Source organism: Nonomuraea ceibae (assembly GCF_019396325.1).
Classification (GTDB): domain Bacteria; phylum Actinomycetota; class Actinomycetes; order Streptosporangiales; family Streptosporangiaceae; genus Nonomuraea; species Nonomuraea ceibae.
The window spans coordinates 17,141-34,623 of record NZ_JAHKRO010000039.1; the positions used below are offsets into that span (position 1 = coordinate 17,141).

Consider the following 17,483-nt stretch of genomic DNA (forward strand, 5'->3'; position numbering starts at 1 on the left):
CCCATCACCCTGAATCCCGGGGCTGCGATCTCGGGGATGCCTCGGGGTATCACCCGATGCCACGACCGGCCGCCGTGACGCAGTATGTGAGGAGACCGTCAGCGCTGCGGCCGGCAGGTTCCGGCGAGGGGGCGGCGCTACCGAAGGAGAGGCATGGGCGTTATGGCTGGGGTACCGACACCCCCGGGGCAGCTGCCGCCGGCTCATCTGCGCGTCACCAACGAGGACCGCGAACACGTCGTCGAGCACGTCAAGGCCGCCTACAGCGAGGGCCGCTTCGACAAGCTCGAGTTCGACGAGCGGCTGGAGCGCGCGATGACGGCACGCACGCACGGCGACCTGATGCCCATCATGACGGAGCTCTACGGCGCCAACGCCGTGCCCCGCCTGGCCGCGCCCCCGCGCATGCCCGCCGCCCGCCCGGAGGCCCCGCCGGAGAGCAACGAGCGCCTCGGCGCCTCCGCCGCCCACCTGCTCGCCCTCGTCGGCTTCCCCATCCTGGGCCCGCTCGTCCTGCTCCTCACCGGCGGCAAGACGTCCCCGTACATCCGGCGCCACGCCATGGAGGCGCTCAACTTCCACCTGACGGTCACGGGCGCCACGTTCCTGCTGCCCTTCACCGTCATCGGCGTCGTGCTCCTGCCCTTCATCTGGGTGGGCGCCGTCATCCTCTCCATCGTCGGCGGCGTCTCCGCCCTCTCCGAAGGCACCTTCCGCTACCCCCTGACCCTCCGCCTGATCAAGTAGCCCGCCACTCCGACACCCCGAGGCCCCTGGCCCCACCACCGACCCCCCAACCGCCGCCACCCGGCTGCCAGCCCGCGCCCCCGCTGCCCACAGCGGCCCCGGCTGGTGGCATCCTGGGCGAGCAGTTCGCGGTTGGGGAACGACGGTCGCCGGCCTGCTCGCGGTTGGGCCCTGCGGTCGCCGGTCAGTCCGCGATATCGCAGCCCGCAGCGCCTCCCTCTGGCACCTCGTAGCCGTACCCGGTCCCAGCATCGGGCGTGCCACACCACGGCTCACGCTGCCTCGCCTTCGCGGCACCACCGCTCACGACGCCTCGGCTTCCGGGCCCGCGGCACCGCGCGGGCCCGGCGTCCCACGCTGCGCGCACCTGCACCTGCCCTACACACCCGCGCGCCCCTGTCCCGAGCGCCGCCCGCCGAGCGCCCGCCCGCGCTTCCCACCCCGCACCCCTGTGGCTCGCTCCGCGCACGCGCACCCGCGCTATGTGCGCAGCACGGCCGCGCACATGCGCCCTTAGGTGCGTGCGCGCCCGCACTGGCGTACCAAGTTCCCGCCCCACGCTCCGCGCGCCTGCGCCCGCACCCGCGCGTCGGCTGCCTCGTCCTCGCGGCTGCACTAGCACGCCGCTCCCCGCCCTGCGGCGTTCCGCGCCTCCGCCTCCTGCGCTGCGTTCGCGTCCCGCCGTGACCTCGTCCCGTGGGTCGCGCCCGGAACGCGCGGTCCACGGGCGGTGCGGGCAAGTCCGGAGGCAGTGGTGCGCCCGTTTGCGAGGGCGGTGCGCCCGCGCTGGGGCCTTCCGTGCCCCAGGACGGCCACGACGGTCGGGACGGCCACAACGGCCACGACGGCCAGGGCACCAGGATGGTCGGGCCAGCGGGGCGGGCGGGTGTCGGGGTCACCGGGGCCGGTGGGGCCAGCGGGGTGGCCGAGGGTAGCCCGGCGCGGCCGGGGCCAGCAGTGTGCCCCTGAATGCGGGCACGGGCTGCCCTGGTGCAGCGGGCTCCGTGGTCTAGGGGCGGGGAGGTCAGGGGGTGCCGGGGTGGGCGGGGTGGTGAGGAGGCCAAGGGACAGCGGGAAGGCAAGGGGGCGGGAAGGCAAGGGGACGGGGAGGCAGGGGACGGCCGGGAGGGTAAGGGACGGGGAGGCGAGGGACAGCGGGGGCAAGGGCCAGCAGGGCGGGAAGGACGGTGAGAGGTCAGGGGGAGGTGGGGAGGAAGGCCGTGGCGTGGGATTGGGCCCACTGGTGGAAGGTGCGGGGTGGGCGGCCGGTTACCGTTTCGACGTCGGGGTGGACGATCGATTCGTCCAGGGTGCCGGTGACGTAGAAGTCGAAGAAGGCGTCCACGTACTCCTCCGGCGTGGTGCGCAGCATCTCGGCGCGGGCCTCGTCGTCGGGCAGGGCGTGGGTGGTGAGGTCGCGGCCGAGTACGGTGCCGAGGATGCGGACCCGGTCGGCGGGCAGCAGCGGTTCGGGCCCGGTCGGCTGGTAGACGCGCCCGGCGTGGCCGTCGTCCAGCAAGGCGCGCACCGCCACGGCGGCGATGTCGGCCGGGTCGACGACCGCCTGGCGGACGCCCGCGAACGGGACCCGTACGACGTCGCCCGCGGCGAGCTGCGGCAGCCACTGGAAGGCGTTGGACATGAACGCGCCGGGCCGCAGGAAGGTCCAGGCCAGCCCGGACTCCCGTACGACGCGTTCGGACTCGGCCATGTAGCGGGTGATGGCGTTGGCCGGGTCGCCGAGGGCGGCGGAGCCGCCTGACAGCAGCACCACGCGCTGGACGCCGGCCTGGCGTGCGGCGGCCAGGAGGGCGGGCGCGCCGGGGTAGCCGGGCAGCAGGAAGAGCGCGCGGGCGCCGTCGAGCGCGGGGCGCAGGGACTCCGGCTTGGAGAGGTCGCCGGTGACCCATTCGACGCCGGGCTCGGGGGCCCGGTGGGAGCGGGTGACCGCGCGTACGGGGGCGCCTTCGGCGGCGAGCGCGCGCACCACCTCGCCGCCGACGTTGCCTGTGGCGCCGGTTACCAGGATCATGACGTCTCCTCTTGCCGGGAACTGCGTGACACGGGGGACATCCTGGTACGGGACCGGCTCGGAGATCCAATACCTGCTCCCATAGCCGGTGGCTATGGCGGAGCGGTCAGATCTGCCAGGCGTCGTCGCGCAGCAGCTCGACGGTGACGCCGTCGTGGGTGATGCCGGTGACGGTGACGTCGGGGCCGCCGACCATGAAGTCGACGTGCACGGCGGAGACGTTGATCCCGGCTGCCGCGCGTTCGGCGGGGGCGAGGTCGCGCAGGTGGGCGGGCACGCCGGGCGGCAGCCCAGCGCCCCAGGCCAGGTGGCAGGTGGCGTTCTCCTCCAGCAGCGTCTCCAGGTACGTGACGCCGGACTGCCCCACCGGCGAGGAGCCGTCGACGAGCGCCAGTTCGCCGAGCCTGGCGGCGCCCGGGTCGGTGGCCTGGTGGGTGCGTACGACGTCGGCGCCGGAGGTGGCGCGCACCTCGGTCACGACGCCGCCGGCGAAGGTCAGCTCCAGGTCGCGGATGACGCTGCCGTCGAGCGAGAGCGGGCGGGTCGAGCGGACGGTGCCTTCCACGCGCCGGTGGTCGGGCGTGGTGAACACCTCCTCGGTGGGCAGGTTCGCCTGGAACGCGTGGCCCTGGACCGATTCCAGCTGGGCGGCGGTCCAGTGCGCGCCGGGCAGCAGGCCGACGGTCAGGTCGGTGCCGGGGCCCTGGAAGCGCACGGCGTCCAGGCGCAGGGAGGTGAGCGTGGCGGCCCGGTCGAGCAGTTCGGCGATCCGCTGCTTCCAGGCGGCGACGGGGTCCGGGTGGTCGAGGCGCAGGATGGGGCGCAGGCACTCCCACAGCCGGGTCACGTCCGGCTCGCCGAAGATCGCGCGGGCCCACTCGGCGGTCGGGCAGGGCACGATGACCCAGCGGACCAGGTTCTCCAGTTGCAGCCGCTGCCTGGAGATCAGGTGCGGCATGCGGTCCAGGCCGGCGCGGACCTGGTCCTGCCCGGCGAGCAGGTCGGGGGCGGCGGCGCCGCGCAGGTTGAGCAGGACGCCGCACTGCCGGGCCAGCTCCTCGTTGCGGGCGTCGAGCCAGGCCGGGACCTCGCCCAGCGTCCCGTCGCCGGCGTGACGGACGCGGGAGAGCTTGGCGTACGGGTCGAAGTACCAGATGTCGACATAGCGGGCGCCCCGGGCGTAGGCGGCCTCGGTGAGGGCGCGGGCCAGCGGGGCGTGCTCGATCTCGGCGTTGATCAGCACCAGGTCGCCGGCCGTGATCGGCGCGGCGACGTCGAGCACCACGTCGGCGTAACGGGACAGCTCGGCGGCGGGAACGGTCATGGCGTGCTCCTGGGGGGACGGCCGCCGTCGGCGGCGGGGCGGGTGCCCGGGAGTTCGAGGAGCAGCGCGGTCATGCTGACCTTGACCCGGTCGCCGGACCGGGGCGGGCCCGCCTTGCCGTGGACCAGGGCGACGGCCTGGTCGATCAGGCCCACGACCTCTTCCCAGACCTCCCGGTCGAGCCACACCTCGGCGTCCATCGACAGGCGCTGCTCGGTGGCCTCGGCCAGCCGCCGCGACAGGTCGGCGCTCAGCGCCTCGTGCAGCAGGCGGCGGCCGTCGGCGCGGTCGAGCCGGGCGGCGCTGGAGGGGTCGTAGCGGTAGCGGCGGGGCGGGCGCCCCTTGCCCTCGCGGGGCTGCTGCTCGTCCACCCGTTCCAGGAACCCGGCGTCGGCGAGCTGGCGCAGGTGGTAGCTGGCCGAGGCGTGCGCGATGCCGAGCTCGTCCGCGACCTCGGCGGCCGACAGCGAGGCGCCGGTCAGCAGGGACACGATGCGGATCCGGAGCGGGTTGGCCAGGGCCCGCAACGGGACGAGACCCTGGTCCGTTTCCCAAGACATGTTGGGATTATGGCATTTCCCAACGAGTCTTGGGAATATCTCGCGTCAGCGGGCCAGGACCTCGTACGTGACGCGCATGTGGCCGGCGTTCGTGTTGCCGATCCGGGCGAAGGCGGCCCGGGACAGGTCCAGGCAGCGCCCGCCGATGTACGGGCCGCGGTCGTTGATGCGCACCGTGACCGACTTGCCGGTGGACGGGTTCGTGACGCGGACCTTGCTGCCGAGCTTCAGGGTCTTGTGGGCGGCCGTCATGGCCGACGGGTCGAAGCGCTCGCCGCTGGCCGTCATCTGCGGCTCGTGGTAGAACGACGCGCCGCAGGAGCCCGAGGAGATCACGCGGGGCTTCCTGGCAGCGGCCTTCCGCGCCGCCGTCGCCGATCTGGTGGGTTTGGCGGAGGCGGAGGCGGAGGCCGAAGGGGAGGGGGAGGTGGTGGTGGGGGCGGGGGCCGCGCCGAGAGCCGGGGCGTCGTCGGCCGGAGCCGGGGTGCCAGAAGGGGTGCCGGCGGCGGGGCCGGTAGCGGGGCCGGTGGGGGCGTCGGCGGGGGAGAGGGCGGTGGGCTGCTTGTGCGAGTCGTCGTGGGAGACGGCGGCCCAGGCGGTGGTGGAGGCGACGGCGATGACGGCAGCCCCTGCCGCGACGGCCACCCAGCGGCGCCTGGCGGGGGACGTACGGCTGGAAGGGGGTTGGGGGAGGTTGTGCTGGCCCAAGGTGAACCACGGTCCTCGGTAGGGGAAGGGGCACGGAAAGGCCAGAACCGGGGCAGATGGGGGCGCACGTCGGCCGATCCACGGGCGGGGAGGGGGATGCCCCGCGACGTGCACGAACATACGCGACAAACAACAGGCAAAGGCAACCTAATGCCTGGTTATGTGACGTAAGTCACTCAAATGGGGATAAATCGCCCAAAGTGGATCAAATCATCAAGGAACGGACGGTCTCCACCGTGTCGGCGTCGGCGGCCCGCTTGTCGAGCCGGTAACGCAGCACGCGGGCGAACCGCAGCGCCATGCCGCCCGGATAGCGCGGCGACCGCTGCACGCCGTCGAAGGCGATCTCCACCACCAGCTCCGGCCGCAGCGTGACCGTCCACCCGTCGACGGGACCGTCGGCCAGCTCCAGGAAGCGCTCGGTCTGCCAGGCGAGCAGCTCGTCGGTCAGGCCCTTGAACGTCTTGCCGAGCATGACGAAGCCGCCCGTCTCCGGATCGCGGGCGCCCAGGTGCAGGTTGGACAGCTTGCCCTCGCGGCGGCCGTGACCCCATTCGGCGGCCAGGACCACCAGGTCGAGCGTGTGGCGGGGCTTGACCTTGATCCAGCCCGCGCCCCGGCGGCCGGCGGCGTAGGGGGAGGCCAGGGACTTGACCACCAGGCCCTCGTGCCCGGCCTTGACCACGTCGGTGAAGAACTTCTCCGCCTCGCCCGCGTCGGAGGTGACCAGGCGGGGCGTGAGCAGGCCGGGCGGCACGGTGCGGGCCAGGATCTCCTGCCGCCCGGAATAGGGCAGGTCGAGCAGGTCGGCGCCGTCCACCCGCAGCGCGTCGAAGAAGAACACGTGCAGCGGCGTCTTCTCGCGCAGCTCGGCCACGTTGGTCCGGCTGCTGGTGCGCGCGGCCGTCACCTGGAACGGATGCGGCCGGCCGTCGGAGCGCAACGCGATCACCTCGCCGTCGAGCACCAGGTCGTCGGCGGGCAGCGCCAGCACCGCCTCGGCCAGCTCCGGCACCTGCGCGGTGATGTCGTCGAGGGTGCGGGTGAACACGCGGACCTCGGCCCCCGAACGGTGCGCCTGCACGCGGATGCCGTCGAGCTTCCACTCCAGCGCGGCCGGGGTGCGGGCCTTCTCCAGGGCGGCGGCCACGTTGGGCGCGCTGCCCGCGAGCATCGGGGAGACGGGCCGGCCCACCTCCAGGCGGAACGCGCGCAGCCTGTCCACGCCGCCCGCCAGCGCCGCCGCGCCGACCGCGGGCAGCCAGCCGCGCAGCGTCAGGGCCCGGCGGACGTCGGCCGACGGCGCGCCGGACGCCTTGGCGACCGCCTCGATCATGACGCCGTCGAGCGCGCCCTGCCGCAGCTCGCCGCCGAGCAGCTTGAGCATGAACGCCTGCTCCTGGCTCGTCAGCCCCGCGAACAGCTCGGCGACCAGCGCCTTGCGGGCCGCCTGGGAGCCCTGGCCGGAGACGGCCTTGATCCTCGTGAGCAGGGCGTCGACGGTGGTGAGGGTCGCGGTGGCGGCCAGCTTGGGGCCGGGCAGCTCCTGGAGCGTGCGCCAGCCCACGCCGATCTGGCGCTGCGGCAGCTCGCCCGACAGATAGGCGATGGCGATCTCCGCCTCGCCGGGGCCGACCCGGCCGAGCAGCTCGGCCAGATGGCCGATCTTGCCGAGCCGCGCGGACGTGCGCGTCACGGCCTCCGACACTCGCACCACGTCGATCAGAAGCACACCGCTATCGTGCCTCACCCAGCCGACAAATTCCGCTGCCGGGCACCCACGAAACCGCCGAATGTCCTGCGGCGACCGCCGGACGTGCCGCGGCGAACGGGCGGCGAGCTGCCGCGGCGCAGGAGCGGACGGGGGCCGCCCCTGCGCCGGTGCCGCGTGCTGTCAGCGAACGCCGAGCAGGTCGACCACGAAGATGAGGGTCTCCCCGCCCTTGATCCGCGCGCCCGCGCCGGCGGCGCCGTAGCCGAGGTGCGGCGGGATGACGAGCTTGCGCCGGCCGCCGACCTTCATGCCCGCCACGCCCTGGTCCCAGCCCGCGATGACGCGGCCCGCGCCGAGCGGGAACTCGAACGCCTGGCCGCGGTTCCACGACGCGTCGAACTCCTCGCCGGTGGAGAAGGCGACGCCCACGTAGTGGACGCTGACGTTCTGACCAGGCTTGGCCTCGGGGCCGTCCCCCACGGTGATGTCCTCGATCTCCAGGTCGGCAGGCGGGTTGCCCGCCGGGAAGTCGATCTCCGGCTTCTCGAGTGCCACGAAGTGCTCCTGTTGACGATGTGAATGAACCTGACGACTCTATGCCGTCGGGATATCGTCATCGTCCATGCCCGCCCTTTCACCCGATGCGATCATGCTGTCCGGGCGCGTCGCCGTGGTCACCGGGGCCGCCTCCGGGAGCGGGCGGGCGATCGCCGAGACCCTGCGCGCCCTCGGCGCCCACGTGGCGACCTGCGACCGCGCCACCCCCTGGCACGACCCCCGCCCCACCCCGCCGGACGCCGGCCGTCCCGCGCCGCCGGACGGCTCCCGGCGCGGCGGCTCGTACGGCGGGGTGAGGCCCGAGCCGGCGGGCGGGCCGGCGATGACGGTGGACGTACGGGATCCGGTGGCGGCCGGGGTGTTCGCGCGGGCCGTGGAGGAGCGGTGGGGCCGGGTGGACGTGCTGGTCAACGCCGGGCCCGAGGCGAGGCCCGTCCCGCTCGCGGAGCTGCCGGAGCGGGACGGGCGCCGGCTGGTCGACGAGGGGTTCACCCGCGTCACCGGCATGGTGCGGCGCCTGCTGCCGCTGATGGGCGCGGGCGCGTCGATCGTGAACGTCGTGTCAGGCGACGGCCCGGTGCGCGCCCTGGTGGAGAGCCTGACCGGGTCGCTGGCGGCGGAGCTGCGCCCGCGCGGCGTCCGCGTGAACGCGCTCGTCCTGGAGACGCCGGAGGCCGACCCGGCGGGCCCGGCGATCTTCCTGGCGGGCCCGCTGTCGGCCGGGGTCTCCGGCGTCACCCTGCGCGTCAGAGGCTGACGTCACCAGCTCTGGTGCAGCGGCATCCCCTCCGCGTAGCCGGAGGAGCTCTGGATGCCGACGACGGCCTGCTCGTGGAACTCCTCCAGGGTGCCCGCCCCGGCGTACGTGCACGAGGAGCGCAGCCCGGCCACGATGGCGTCGATCTGGTCCTCCACGCTGGGCCGGCGCGGGTCGAGGTACATGCGGGAGGTGGAGATGCCCTCCTCGAACAGCGCCTTCCTGGCGCGGTCGAACGCGCTGTCCTCGGCGGTGCGCAGCCGGACGGCGCGGGCGGAGGCCATGCCGAAGTTCTCCTTGTAGCGGCGGCCGTCGGCGTCGGTGCGGGCGTCGCCCGGCGACTCGTACGTCCCGGCGAACCAGGAGCCGATCATGACGTTCGCGGCCCCGGCGGCCAGGGCGAGCGCCACGTCGCGGGGGTGGCGGACGCCGCCGTCGGCCCACACGTGCCGGCCGAGCCGGCGCGCCTCGGCCGAGCACTCCAGGACGGCGGAGAACTGCGGCCGGCCGACGCCGGTCATCATGCGCGTGGTGCACATGGCGCCCGGCCCGACGCCGACCTTGACGATGTCGGCGCCCGCGTCGACCAGGTCGCGGACCCCGGAGGCGGTCACCACGTTGCCGGCCGCGACGGGCACGCCGGGTTCGAGCGCGCGCACGGCCCGCAGCGCGGCGATCATCTTCTCCTGGTGCCCGTGGGCGGTGTCGACGACCAGGCAGTCGACCCCGGCGTCGAGGAGCTCCTTGGCCTTGGCGGCGACGTCGCCGTTGACGCCGACGGCGGCGGCGATCCGCAGCCTGCCCTGGCTGTCCACGGCGGGCTGGTAGAGGGTGGCGCGCAGCGCGCCGGTGCGGGTGAGGATGCCGACGAGGCGGCCCTCGGCGTCGACGATGGGGGCCAGCCGGTGGCGTCCCTCGTGCAGCCGGTCGAAGGCGGTGCGCGGGTCGAGCCCGGCGGGCAGCGTGAGCAGCTCGCTGGACATCACCTGGGAGAGCTGCGTGTACATGTCCACGCCCTGGCAGTCGGCGTCGGTGACGACGCCGACGGGCCGGTTCTCCCAGTCGACGACGATGACCGCGTTGTGCGCCCGCTTGGGCAGCAGCTGCAGCGCCTCGCCGACGGTGTCGTGGGCGGTGAGGGTGAGGGGGGTGTCGTGCACGAGGTCGCGCTTCTTGACCCAGTCGACGACGTCGGCGACCACGTCGAAGGGGATGTCCTGCGGGATCACGGCGATGCCGCCGCGGCGGGCGATGGTCTCGGCCATGCGGCGGCCGGCGACCGCGGTCATGTTGGCCACGACGACCGGGATCGTGGTGCCGGTTCCGTCGTGCGTCGACAGGTCGACCGCGAGACGGGAGTTGACCGAGGAACGCGACGGCACCATGAAGACGTCGCTGTAGGTCAGGTCGTACTGCGGCTCCATGCCGTTGAGAAATTTCACGTTCATCCATCTTATGAGGTAACGGGTCCTACCTAGGGAATTCCCCCTTTGTGGTGGGCTTATGATCGGCCCGGACACTTCTGGGGGATGGAGGGGCGTGTGGACGTCACCAATCGGGACGAGATGCTCGTCGTGGGGTTCGCGGTGCGGACCACGAACGCCGACGAGATGGATCCCGCGCGGGCCAAGCTGCCCGCGCTGTGGCAGCGGGCGGGGGCGCCGGGCGCGTTCGCGCACGTGCCGGGCCGGGTGGACGAGAACCTGTACGCGGTGCTGACCGACTACGAGAGCGACCACCACGGCGCCTACACGCAGATCGTCGGCATCGGCGTCCGCACGGTGCCGAGGCTGCCGGAGGGCATGGTGGCGGTGCGGGTGCCGGCGGCGCAGTCGCTGCTGGTGGAGGCGCGCGGCCCGATGCCGCAGGCGATCGTGGAGGCGTGGCAGCGGGTGTGGAAGCACACCGAGTCGGGCGGCACGCCGGCCCGTTCGTTCGGCACGGACCTGGAGGTGCACCACCCCGGCGGCGCCGACCTCTACGTGGCCGTCTAGGGCAGCCCGAGCGCGGCGGCGGCGGCCTCGACGGCGACGGGCTTGACCTCGTCGAGGGCCAGGTGGGCGTACTCCACGGCGCAGTCGGACATCCCGCCGAGCCCGACGGTGGCGCGGACCTGCTGGGCCACGGTGAGCTCGTCGCCCAGCAGCAGGAAGACCAGCCGTCGCCGCCAGGCCATGAAGCGCTCGCCCATGTCGAGGTAGGAGAGCGTGTTGAGGTCGCGCAGCATCATGGAGATGACCTCGCGGTGCCGCCAGACGAGGTCGAAGTAGTCCTCCAGCAGCCGCCTGGGGTCGCCCCGCTCCCGGCCCGTGACGAACCGGTCGATGTCGTCGATCATCGGCTCGATGATGCTGCGGACCAGGTCATCGCGTGAGGCGAAGTGGTAGTAGAGGGCCGGCTTGGTGATGCCGAGCCGGTCGGAGATCTGGCGCAGGCTCGTCTGCTGGATGCCCTGGAGCGCGAACAGCTCGCGCGCCACTGCCTGGATGCGGGTCTTGGTGTCGCTGGGCCTGGCCATGCTCCAAGCGTAATCCTTACCTCCCGTTAAGTAAGCCCTTGCGCCTTCGCCGCGCACCCACTTACCATCCGTTAAGTAAGGAGGTGCTGCCATGCGCGTACTCATCTCCGGCGCCAGCGTCGCCGGACCCGCACTGGCCTACTGGCTCACCCGATACGGATTCGAGGTCACGGTCGTCGAGCGCGCCCCCGCGCTGCGCAAGACGGGCGGCCACGCGGTCGACCTGTTCAGGCCCGCCCTGGACATCGCCGAGCGGATGGGCGTCCTGGACCGGATCCAGGAGATGAAGACCGGCACGGAGCGGCTGACCATGTACACCGAGGGCCACGAGCGCCCGGTGGTGGTCGAGCTGCGCAGGATGATGGCCGGGGTCTCCGACCGGCACGCCGAGATCATGCGCGACGACCTGAGCGAGATCTTCTTCGACGCCACCCGGGACGACGCCGAGTACGTCTTCGGCGACTCCATCACCGCGATCTCCGGCGACGGCGAGGTGACGTTCGAGCGCGGCCAGGCCCGGAGGTTCGACCTGGTGGTGGGCGCCGACGGGCTGCACTCCAACGTGCGCCGCCTGGTCTTCGGCCCCGAATCGGACTTCTCCACCTGGATCGGCGCCTACCTGGCCGTCGTCTCCGTCCCCAACTTCCTCGGCCTGGACGCCACGGTGGAGGGGCTGAGCGGCGTCGGCAGGATGGCGGCGCTGTACGGCGCGGCCCGCCTGCCCGACGCGCGGGCGCTGTTCATGTTCCGCCCCGCCGAGCCGATCGACTACCACTACCGCGACGTGGAGCGGCAGAAGGACCTGCTGCGCGAGCACTTCGCCGATTTCGGCTGGCACGTGCCCCGGCTGCTGGCGGAGCTCGACACCACCCCGGCGTTCTACTTCGACTCGATCACCCAGCTCCGTCTGGACTCGTGGTCGCGCGGGCGCGTCACGCTGGTCGGCGACGCCGGCTACTGTCCGGGCCCGGCCGTCGGCGGCAGCACCAGCCTGGCCGTGGTGGGCGCGTACGTGCTGGCGGGCGAGCTCGCCGCGGCCGGCGGGGACCCCGCGCGGGCCTTCCCGGCCTACGAGGCCGAGATCGGCGAGTACGTGCGCCGCAGCCGCTCGTTCGCCGTGTCGGCGGCCAGGAAGCTGGTGCCGGGCAGCCCGGGGGGCCTGTGGGCGCTGCGCGCCGCCGCCGGGCTGATCGGCCTGATGCCCGCCGGGGTGACCCGGGCGGTGTCGAAGCTGGGCGCCCGGGGGGTCAGGCTGCACGACGAGATCGCGCTCAAGGACTACACCGCCCACGAGGTCCGTACGGCGGCGCGTCCCTGAGCGCGGTCAGGCCAGCACGCCCTGGGCGCGCAGCTTGGCCGCGGCCTCGGCGTTGATCCCCCACGCGGACAGGTCGGCGAGCCGGGTCGCGGGCGACAGGTCGGGGGCGGGCGCGCCCACCAGGCGCGGCGCGGGCGCGGGCTGGCTGAGACCGCCGGACTCGACGAAGGCGCCCCTGGCCACGTTGTGCGGGTGATCGGGCGCCTCGGCCATCGACAGCACCGGCGAGACGCAGGCGTCGGAGCCGTCGAACACGGCCTCCCACTCGGCCCTGGTCCGGGTCCGGAACTCGGCGGCCAGCCGCTCGCGCAGGGCAGGCCACTGGGCCCGGTCGTCGCGGTCGGGCAGGCCGGTCAGGCCCATCAGCCGCACCATCGTGTCCCAGAACTGCGGCTCCAGCGCCCCCACCGCCATGTACTGGCCGTCGGCGGTCTCGTACGTGTCGTACATGGGGGCGCCGGTGTCGAGCAGGTTGGTGCCGCGCGGCCCCCAGAAGCCGCCGCGCACGCCCTGGTAGAACATCGCGAACAGGATCGCGGCGCCGTCGACCATGGCGGCGTCGATGACCTTGCCCTGGCCGGTGCGCTCGCGTTCGAACAGGGCCAGCAGCACGCCGTAGGCGAGCATGAGGCCGCCGCCGGCGAAGTCGCCCAGGATGTTGATCGGCGGGGTGGGCTTGTCGCCCTCGCGGCCCAGCATGGACAGCACGCCGGAGATCGCGATGTAGTCGATGTCGTGCCCGGCGGTGGGCGCCAGCGGGCCGTCCTGGCCCCAGCCGGTCATCCGGCCGTAGATCAGGCGCTCGTTGACCGCGTGGAGGTCGTCCGGGCCGATGCCGAGCCGTTCGGCCACGCCGGGCCGGAACACCTCGATGACCACGTCGGCGGCGCGGGCCAGGTCCTTGAACGCGGCCACGCCGTCGGGCGACTTGAGGTCGAGCCCGATCGTGCGCTTGCCGCGGTCCATCACGTCGGTCCTGGGCCGGTCGGAGACCGCGCCGACCCGGTCGACGCGCAGCACCTCGGCGCCGTGGTCGGCGAGCATCATCCCGGCGAACGGCCCCGGCGCGAGCCCGGCCAGCTCCAGCACCCGGACTCCGGCCAGCGGGCCCTGGCGTCCCTCGGTCATCGGCATCCCCCTAGTAGAACAACATTCGGTGAGTCGTGGCAAGACGCTCGCCGGACAGGCCATCAGAGACGTGTGAGGTATGGGAAACTTGCCCACTATTCGGGTGGTCTACAGGGGTAGGACATGGATTCGGAGAGCAGCGAGCTGATCGCCAAGCGCTACCGGTTACTGCGCGAGCTCGGCCGCGGGGGCATGGGCGTGGTCTGGGAAGGCCGGGACACGCTGCTCAACCGGCCCTGCGCGATCAAGGAGGTCGTGCTGCCCGACGGCCTGCCCAAGGCCGAGCGGGACCGCATGCTGGTGCGCACCGCGCGGGAGGCGCGCACGGCGGCCAAGCTCAACCATCCGTCCGTCGTGGCGATCTACGACGTGGTGGAGGAGGACGGCCGGCCCTGGATCATCATGGAGCTGGTGCCCGCCCCCTCGGTCGAGCAGGTCGTGGCCGCCTCCGGCGCGCTGCCCGTGCGCGAGGCCGCCGACGTGGGACGGCAGGTGCTGTCCGCGCTGCGCGCCGCGCACGAGCTGGGCGTCCTGCACCGCGACGTCAAGCCCGCCAACATCCTGCTGACCGGCGAGGGCCGGGCGGTGCTCACCGACTTCGGCATCGCCACCGCCGAGGGCGACTCCTCGCTGACCAGCACCGGCATGGTGACCGGCTCGCCCAGCTTCCTGGCCCCGGAACGGGTCCGCGCCGCCGAGGCCGGCCCCGCCTCCGACCTGTGGTCGCTGGGCGCCACCCTGTACGCCACGATGCTCGGCCGCTCGCCGTTCGAGCGGGGCGAGCCCATGGCCACGCTCAACGCGCTGCTCAACGAGGAGCCGGACTACCGCAGGATCCCGCCCGCCATGCACCCCGTGCTCAAGGGGCTGCTGCGCAAGGAGCCGGAGGAGCGGCTGACCGCCGAGCAGGCCGACGAACTGCTGGCCGCCATCGGCGCGACCCGGCCCGCCCACGCCGACCAGCACGTCCCGGACAAGAAGCCGGGCCGGTCCGGCCGTACGCTCATCGCGGCCGTCACGGCGGCGGTCGTGGTCGTGGCGGCGGGCACGATCACCTACCTGCGCGCCTCCGCGCCGCCCGAGGTCGCGCGCAAGCAGGTGGCGCACGCGGCCGCGACGAGCCCGATGCCGAGCCCGCCGGCCACCACGCAGGCGCCCACGCCCACCGTCACCGCCACCCCGACGCCCACGCCCACCCGGACGCGGCCGCCGGTGCGCGCCTACGTCTCGCGCGACGGCTGGACGATCAGGCGGCCCATCGGCTGGCGGGGCGCGCTCAACGAGTCGTTCACCGAGTGGACCCGCCGCGACCGGGCCGGCCACCTAGGCGTCGAGGCCGTCTACGCCAAGCTCGACCCGCACCAGCTCCTGCGCGACGCCGAGGAGGTCTTCCGGCAGAACGGCGCCGAGGTACGGAACCTGGGCCGCCGGACCGTCATGCACCACGGGACCAAGGCCGTGGAGTGGGAGTTCACCTGGACCGCGGGGGAGGGCGCGCCGTGGGCGGCGCCGGGCACCCGCTACAGGGAGGTGCGCCGCGCGCTGGCCGTGGGCGACACCGCCTACATCCTGTCGTGGACGTTCGACGAGACCCAGTGGCGGCGCAACACCCGCCTGATGCGCCAGGTGATCGGGAGCTTTACCGTAGGCGCATGACGCCGTGGAACCTGCTGGCACTCCCGCCCCTGCCCGAGGAACTCCTGCGCAAGATGCTCGCCCCGCTGGGCGAGCGGGTGTCGGTGCGCGCGCCCGCCGCCCGCGACCGTGACGCGCTGCTGACCGCGCTCGCCGGCGCGGAGATCGTGCTCGGCGACTGGACGGGCGAGCTGACGCTCGACGCGCGGGCGGTGGCGGCGGCGCCCCGGCTGGCGTTCCTGCAGCAGCCGTCCGTGGGCGTGGACGGCCACGACCTCGCCGCGCTGGCGGCGGCCGGCGTGCCGGTGGCCAACACGGCGGGCGTCAGCGCGACCGCCGTGGCCGAGTGGTGCCTGGCCGCCGCGCTCGCGCTGTCGCGCAAGCTGGCCGAGGCCGACGCCGCCGTCCGCGCCGGCGAGTGGCCGCAGCAGGCGCTGCGCCCGGCCGAGCTGCGCGGGCGCGAGGTCGGCGTCGTCGGCTACGGCCCGATCGGCGTGGCCTGCGCCGGGCTGTTCCGGGCGCTCGGCTGCGAGGTGTCCTACTGGACGCGCACGCCCCGCGACGAGCCCGGCTACCGCGACCTGGACGCGCTGCTCGGCTCCAGCGACGTGGTGGTCGTGGCGATCGCGCTGTCGGAGGAGACGCGCGGCCTGGTCGACCCCCGGCGGCTGCGGCCGGGCGCGCTGCTGGTCAACGCGGCCAGGGGCGGGGTGGTCGACCAGGAAGGGCTCGTCGCCGCGCTGCGCGAGGGCCGGCTCGGCGGCGCGGCGCTCGACGTCTTCGACACCGAGCCGCTGCCCGCGGGCGACCCGCTGCGCGAGCTGCCGGGCGTGCTGCTGTCGCCGCACGTCGCCGGGGTCACCTCCGAGGCCACCGGAAGGCTGCTCACGGCCACCCTGGACAACCTCGCCGCGGCGCTCGACGGGCGGCCGGTGGCCCACGTGGTGAACGGCGTTTCTCCGATCATCCGGAGGAAATTCGCGGATTCGCCTGTCTTGTAGGGTTTCGAGCTGACACGATGAAGAGTTTTCGTGCGTTTAACGACCCCGGTCTGTTCCGGGGATGTGCCGGAGAGATACGGTCTTGTCGACGATCTCTGCCGGGCTCAAGGGGGGTGCTTGCGTGATGACGACGATGTCCACACACCGGCGGGCAGTAGAGGACATCCGGCGGTCCTATGCCGAGATTCCGGGCGACGCCGCGCCGCGCCTGGCCAAGGCCACGTCCAACCTGTTCAGGTTCCGCGACGCGGGCAAGACGGCCAAGCTGTCGGCACGCGACCTCGACGAGGTCATCAGCGTCGACCCTGAGACGATGACCGCCGAGGTCCAGGGCATGACCACCTACGAGCACCTGGTCGACGCCACGCTCCCGCACGGCCTGATGCCGTACGTGGTGCCGCAGCTGAAGACCATCACGCTCGGCGGCGCCGTGACCGGGCTCGGCATCGAGTCCACCAGTTTCCGCGACGGCCTGCCGCACGAGTCGGTCGAGGAGCTGGAGATCCTCACCGGCGACGGCCGGGTGATCGTCGCGCGTGACGACAACGAGCACCGCGACCTGTTCCGCGCGTTCCCCAACTCCTACGGCACGCTGGGCTACGCGCTGCGCATCCGGATCAAGCTCCGCAAGGTCGAGCCGTACGTGCACCTGACCCACATCAGGTTCACCGACGCCGCCAAGTGCATGCTCGCCATGCAGGAGATCAGCGAGAGCATGGTCCACGACGGCGAACGGGTCGACTTCGTCGACGGCGTCTTCTTCGACCCGCAGGAGCTGTACATCACGGTCGGCCGCTTCGCCGACCGCGCCCCGTACGTCTCCGACTACACCGGCATGCGGATCTACTACCAGTCGATCCGCAAGCGCAACCGCGACTGGCTGACCGTGCGCGACTACCTGTGGCGCTGGGACACCGACTGGTTCTGGTGCTCGCGCGCGTTCGGCGTGCAGCAGCCCGTGGTGCGCTCGCTGATGCCGCGCCGGTGGATGCGCTCCGACGTCTACCGCAAGCTCGTCGCCCTCGACCGCCAGTACGGGGTGACGGCCAGGATCGACCGGTGGCGCGGGCAGCCGGTGCACGAGCCGGTCATCCAGGACGTGGAGGTCCCGGTCGAGCGCGGCGCGGCGTTCCTGGAGTTCTTCCACGACAAGGTCGGCATGACGCCGGTGTGGATGTGCCCGCTGCGCGCCGGTTCACGCTGGCCCCTCTATCCGCTGGAGCCGGGCAAGCTCTACGTGAACTTCGGCTTCTGGGGCATGGTCCCGCTGCCCCGGGGACAGTTCGACGGCTACTACAACCGGTTGATCGAGAACGCGGTGCACGAGCTCGACGGGCACAAGTCGCTCTACTCGACGTCCTTCTACGCCCGTGATCAGTTCTGGGAGCTGTACAACGGTGACGGTTACTGGCCGGTCAAGCGGGAATACGACCCGGGCGGTCGCCTGCTCGACCTGTACGACAAGTGTGTACGGGGAAGGTGA

The 17,483-nt window shown here is 73.1% G+C and carries 16 protein-coding genes; 7 read left to right on the forward strand and 9 right to left on the reverse strand.

What is annotated here, in order from left to right; genetic code table 11:
- Positions 1 to 162 precede the first annotated feature (162 nt).
- Positions 163 to 747, forward strand: a complete 585-nt coding sequence (locus KME80_RS23620; RefSeq protein WP_219508299.1) for a DUF1707 and DUF4870 domain-containing protein — start codon at positions 163 to 165, stop codon at positions 745 to 747.
- Between the two features lie 1,195 nt (positions 748 to 1,942).
- Here KME80_RS23620 and KME80_RS23625 read toward each other — a convergent pair.
- The 6 genes from KME80_RS23625 to KME80_RS23650 all read right to left on the reverse strand — a co-directional run bounded on the left by KME80_RS23625 (position 1,943) and on the right by KME80_RS23650 (position 7,640).
- Positions 1,943 to 2,779 (reverse strand): NAD(P)H-binding protein, encoded by an 837-nt coding sequence (locus KME80_RS23625; protein WP_219508300.1) that lies wholly within the window; start codon positions 2,777 to 2,779, stop codon positions 1,943 to 1,945.
- 106 nt (positions 2,780 to 2,885) lie between these two features.
- Complete coding sequence (locus KME80_RS23630) at positions 2,886 to 4,103, reverse strand: aminopeptidase (protein ID WP_219508301.1); 1,218 nt, start codon at positions 4,101 to 4,103, stop codon at positions 2,886 to 2,888.
- Positions 4,100 to 4,663: a helix-turn-helix domain-containing protein gene (locus tag KME80_RS23635; protein WP_219508302.1), complete on the reverse strand. Its 564-nt coding sequence runs from the start codon at positions 4,661 to 4,663 to the stop codon at positions 4,100 to 4,102. The genes KME80_RS23630 and KME80_RS23635 overlap by 4 nt, the downstream gene beginning before the upstream one ends.
- A 45-nt stretch (positions 4,664 to 4,708) precedes the next feature.
- The gene (locus KME80_RS51975; RefSeq protein WP_219508303.1) at positions 4,709 to 5,308 is read right to left on the reverse strand and encodes a septal ring lytic transglycosylase RlpA family protein; all 600 of its coding nucleotides are present in this window, start codon (positions 5,306 to 5,308) and stop codon (positions 4,709 to 4,711) included.
- 268 nt (positions 5,309 to 5,576) lie between these two features.
- Positions 5,577 to 7,103 (reverse strand): ATP-dependent DNA ligase, encoded by a 1,527-nt coding sequence (locus KME80_RS23645; RefSeq protein WP_219508304.1) that lies wholly within the window; start codon positions 7,101 to 7,103, stop codon positions 5,577 to 5,579.
- Positions 7,104 to 7,265: 162 nt separating this feature from the next.
- A complete protein-coding gene (locus tag KME80_RS23650) occupies positions 7,266 to 7,640 on the reverse strand; it encodes an FKBP-type peptidyl-prolyl cis-trans isomerase (protein ID WP_219508305.1) in 375 nt (124 codons plus the stop codon).
- 67 nt (positions 7,641 to 7,707) lie between these two features.
- Here KME80_RS23650 and KME80_RS23655 point away from each other — a divergent pair, with 67 nt between their 5' ends.
- The gene (locus KME80_RS23655; protein WP_219508306.1) at positions 7,708 to 8,400 is read left to right on the forward strand and encodes an SDR family NAD(P)-dependent oxidoreductase; all 693 of its coding nucleotides are present in this window, start codon (positions 7,708 to 7,710) and stop codon (positions 8,398 to 8,400) included.
- 2 nt (positions 8,401 to 8,402) lie between these two features.
- On the opposite strand, the gene KME80_RS23660 is transcribed toward KME80_RS23655, so the two are convergent.
- Positions 8,403 to 9,842, reverse strand: a complete 1,440-nt coding sequence (locus KME80_RS23660) for a GuaB1 family IMP dehydrogenase-related protein (protein ID WP_219508307.1) — start codon at positions 9,840 to 9,842, stop codon at positions 8,403 to 8,405.
- A gap of 99 nt (positions 9,843 to 9,941) precedes the next feature.
- Between KME80_RS23660 and KME80_RS23665 the strand changes: the two genes are divergently transcribed.
- Complete coding sequence (locus KME80_RS23665; protein WP_219508308.1) at positions 9,942 to 10,394, forward strand: GyrI-like domain-containing protein; 453 nt, start codon at positions 9,942 to 9,944, stop codon at positions 10,392 to 10,394.
- Here the strand turns inward: KME80_RS23665 and KME80_RS23670 are convergent.
- Positions 10,391 to 10,918 (reverse strand): TetR/AcrR family transcriptional regulator, encoded by a 528-nt coding sequence (locus KME80_RS23670; protein WP_219508309.1) that lies wholly within the window; start codon positions 10,916 to 10,918, stop codon positions 10,391 to 10,393. The genes KME80_RS23665 and KME80_RS23670 overlap by 4 nt on opposite strands.
- A 91-nt stretch (positions 10,919 to 11,009) precedes the next feature.
- On the opposite strand from KME80_RS23670, the gene KME80_RS23675 reads away from it, so the two are divergent.
- Entirely contained in the window at positions 11,010 to 12,236 is a 1,227-nt protein-coding gene (locus KME80_RS23675; RefSeq protein ID WP_219508310.1) for an FAD-dependent monooxygenase, read from the forward strand.
- Between the two features lie 6 nt (positions 12,237 to 12,242).
- On the opposite strand, the gene KME80_RS23680 is transcribed toward KME80_RS23675, so the two are convergent.
- Complete coding sequence (locus tag KME80_RS23680) at positions 12,243 to 13,364, reverse strand: CaiB/BaiF CoA transferase family protein (protein ID WP_219508311.1); 1,122 nt, start codon at positions 13,362 to 13,364, stop codon at positions 12,243 to 12,245.
- Between the two features lie 123 nt (positions 13,365 to 13,487).
- Between KME80_RS23680 and KME80_RS23685 the strand changes: the two genes are divergently transcribed.
- From KME80_RS23685 to KME80_RS23695, 3 genes are all read left to right on the forward strand, one after another.
- Positions 13,488 to 15,020: a serine/threonine-protein kinase gene (locus KME80_RS23685; protein WP_219508312.1), complete on the forward strand. Its 1,533-nt coding sequence runs from the start codon at positions 13,488 to 13,490 to the stop codon at positions 15,018 to 15,020.
- Positions 15,017 to 16,000 (forward strand): NAD(P)-dependent oxidoreductase, encoded by a 984-nt coding sequence (locus KME80_RS23690; RefSeq protein ID WP_219508313.1) that lies wholly within the window; start codon positions 15,017 to 15,019, stop codon positions 15,998 to 16,000. Before KME80_RS23685 ends, KME80_RS23690 begins: the two co-directional genes overlap by 4 nt.
- A gap of 124 nt (positions 16,001 to 16,124) precedes the next feature.
- Positions 16,125 to 17,483: an FAD-binding oxidoreductase gene (locus tag KME80_RS23695; protein ID WP_219508314.1), complete on the forward strand. Its 1,359-nt coding sequence runs from the start codon at positions 16,125 to 16,127 to the stop codon at positions 17,481 to 17,483.

Excerpts from the sequence above, each read along its gene's own strand:
- KME80_RS23620 (WP_219508299.1), top strand. The coding sequence starts at position 163 with ATGGCTGGGGTACCGACACCCCCGGGGCAGCTGCCGCCGGCTCATCTG.
- KME80_RS23625 (WP_219508300.1), bottom strand. The coding sequence starts at position 2,779 with ATGATCCTGGTAACCGGCGCCACAGGCAACGTCGGCGGCGAGGTGGTG.
- KME80_RS23630 (WP_219508301.1), bottom strand. The coding sequence starts at position 4,103 with ATGACCGTTCCCGCCGCCGAGCTGTCCCGTTACGCCGACGTGGTGCTC.
- KME80_RS23635 (WP_219508302.1), bottom strand. The coding sequence starts at position 4,663 with ATGTCTTGGGAAACGGACCAGGGTCTCGTCCCGTTGCGGGCCCTGGCC.
- KME80_RS23655 (WP_219508306.1), top strand. The coding sequence starts at position 7,708 with ATGCCCGCCCTTTCACCCGATGCGATCATGCTGTCCGGGCGCGTCGCC.
- KME80_RS23670 (WP_219508309.1), bottom strand. The coding sequence starts at position 10,918 with ATGGCCAGGCCCAGCGACACCAAGACCCGCATCCAGGCAGTGGCGCGC.
- KME80_RS23675 (WP_219508310.1), top strand. The coding sequence starts at position 11,010 with ATGCGCGTACTCATCTCCGGCGCCAGCGTCGCCGGACCCGCACTGGCC.
- KME80_RS23680 (WP_219508311.1), bottom strand. The coding sequence starts at position 13,364 with ATGACCGAGGGACGCCAGGGCCCGCTGGCCGGAGTCCGGGTGCTGGAG.
- KME80_RS23685 (WP_219508312.1), top strand. The coding sequence starts at position 13,488 with ATGGATTCGGAGAGCAGCGAGCTGATCGCCAAGCGCTACCGGTTACTG.
- KME80_RS23690 (WP_219508313.1), top strand. The coding sequence starts at position 15,017 with ATGACGCCGTGGAACCTGCTGGCACTCCCGCCCCTGCCCGAGGAACTC.
- KME80_RS23695 (WP_219508314.1), top strand. The coding sequence starts at position 16,125 with ATGACGACGATGTCCACACACCGGCGGGCAGTAGAGGACATCCGGCGG.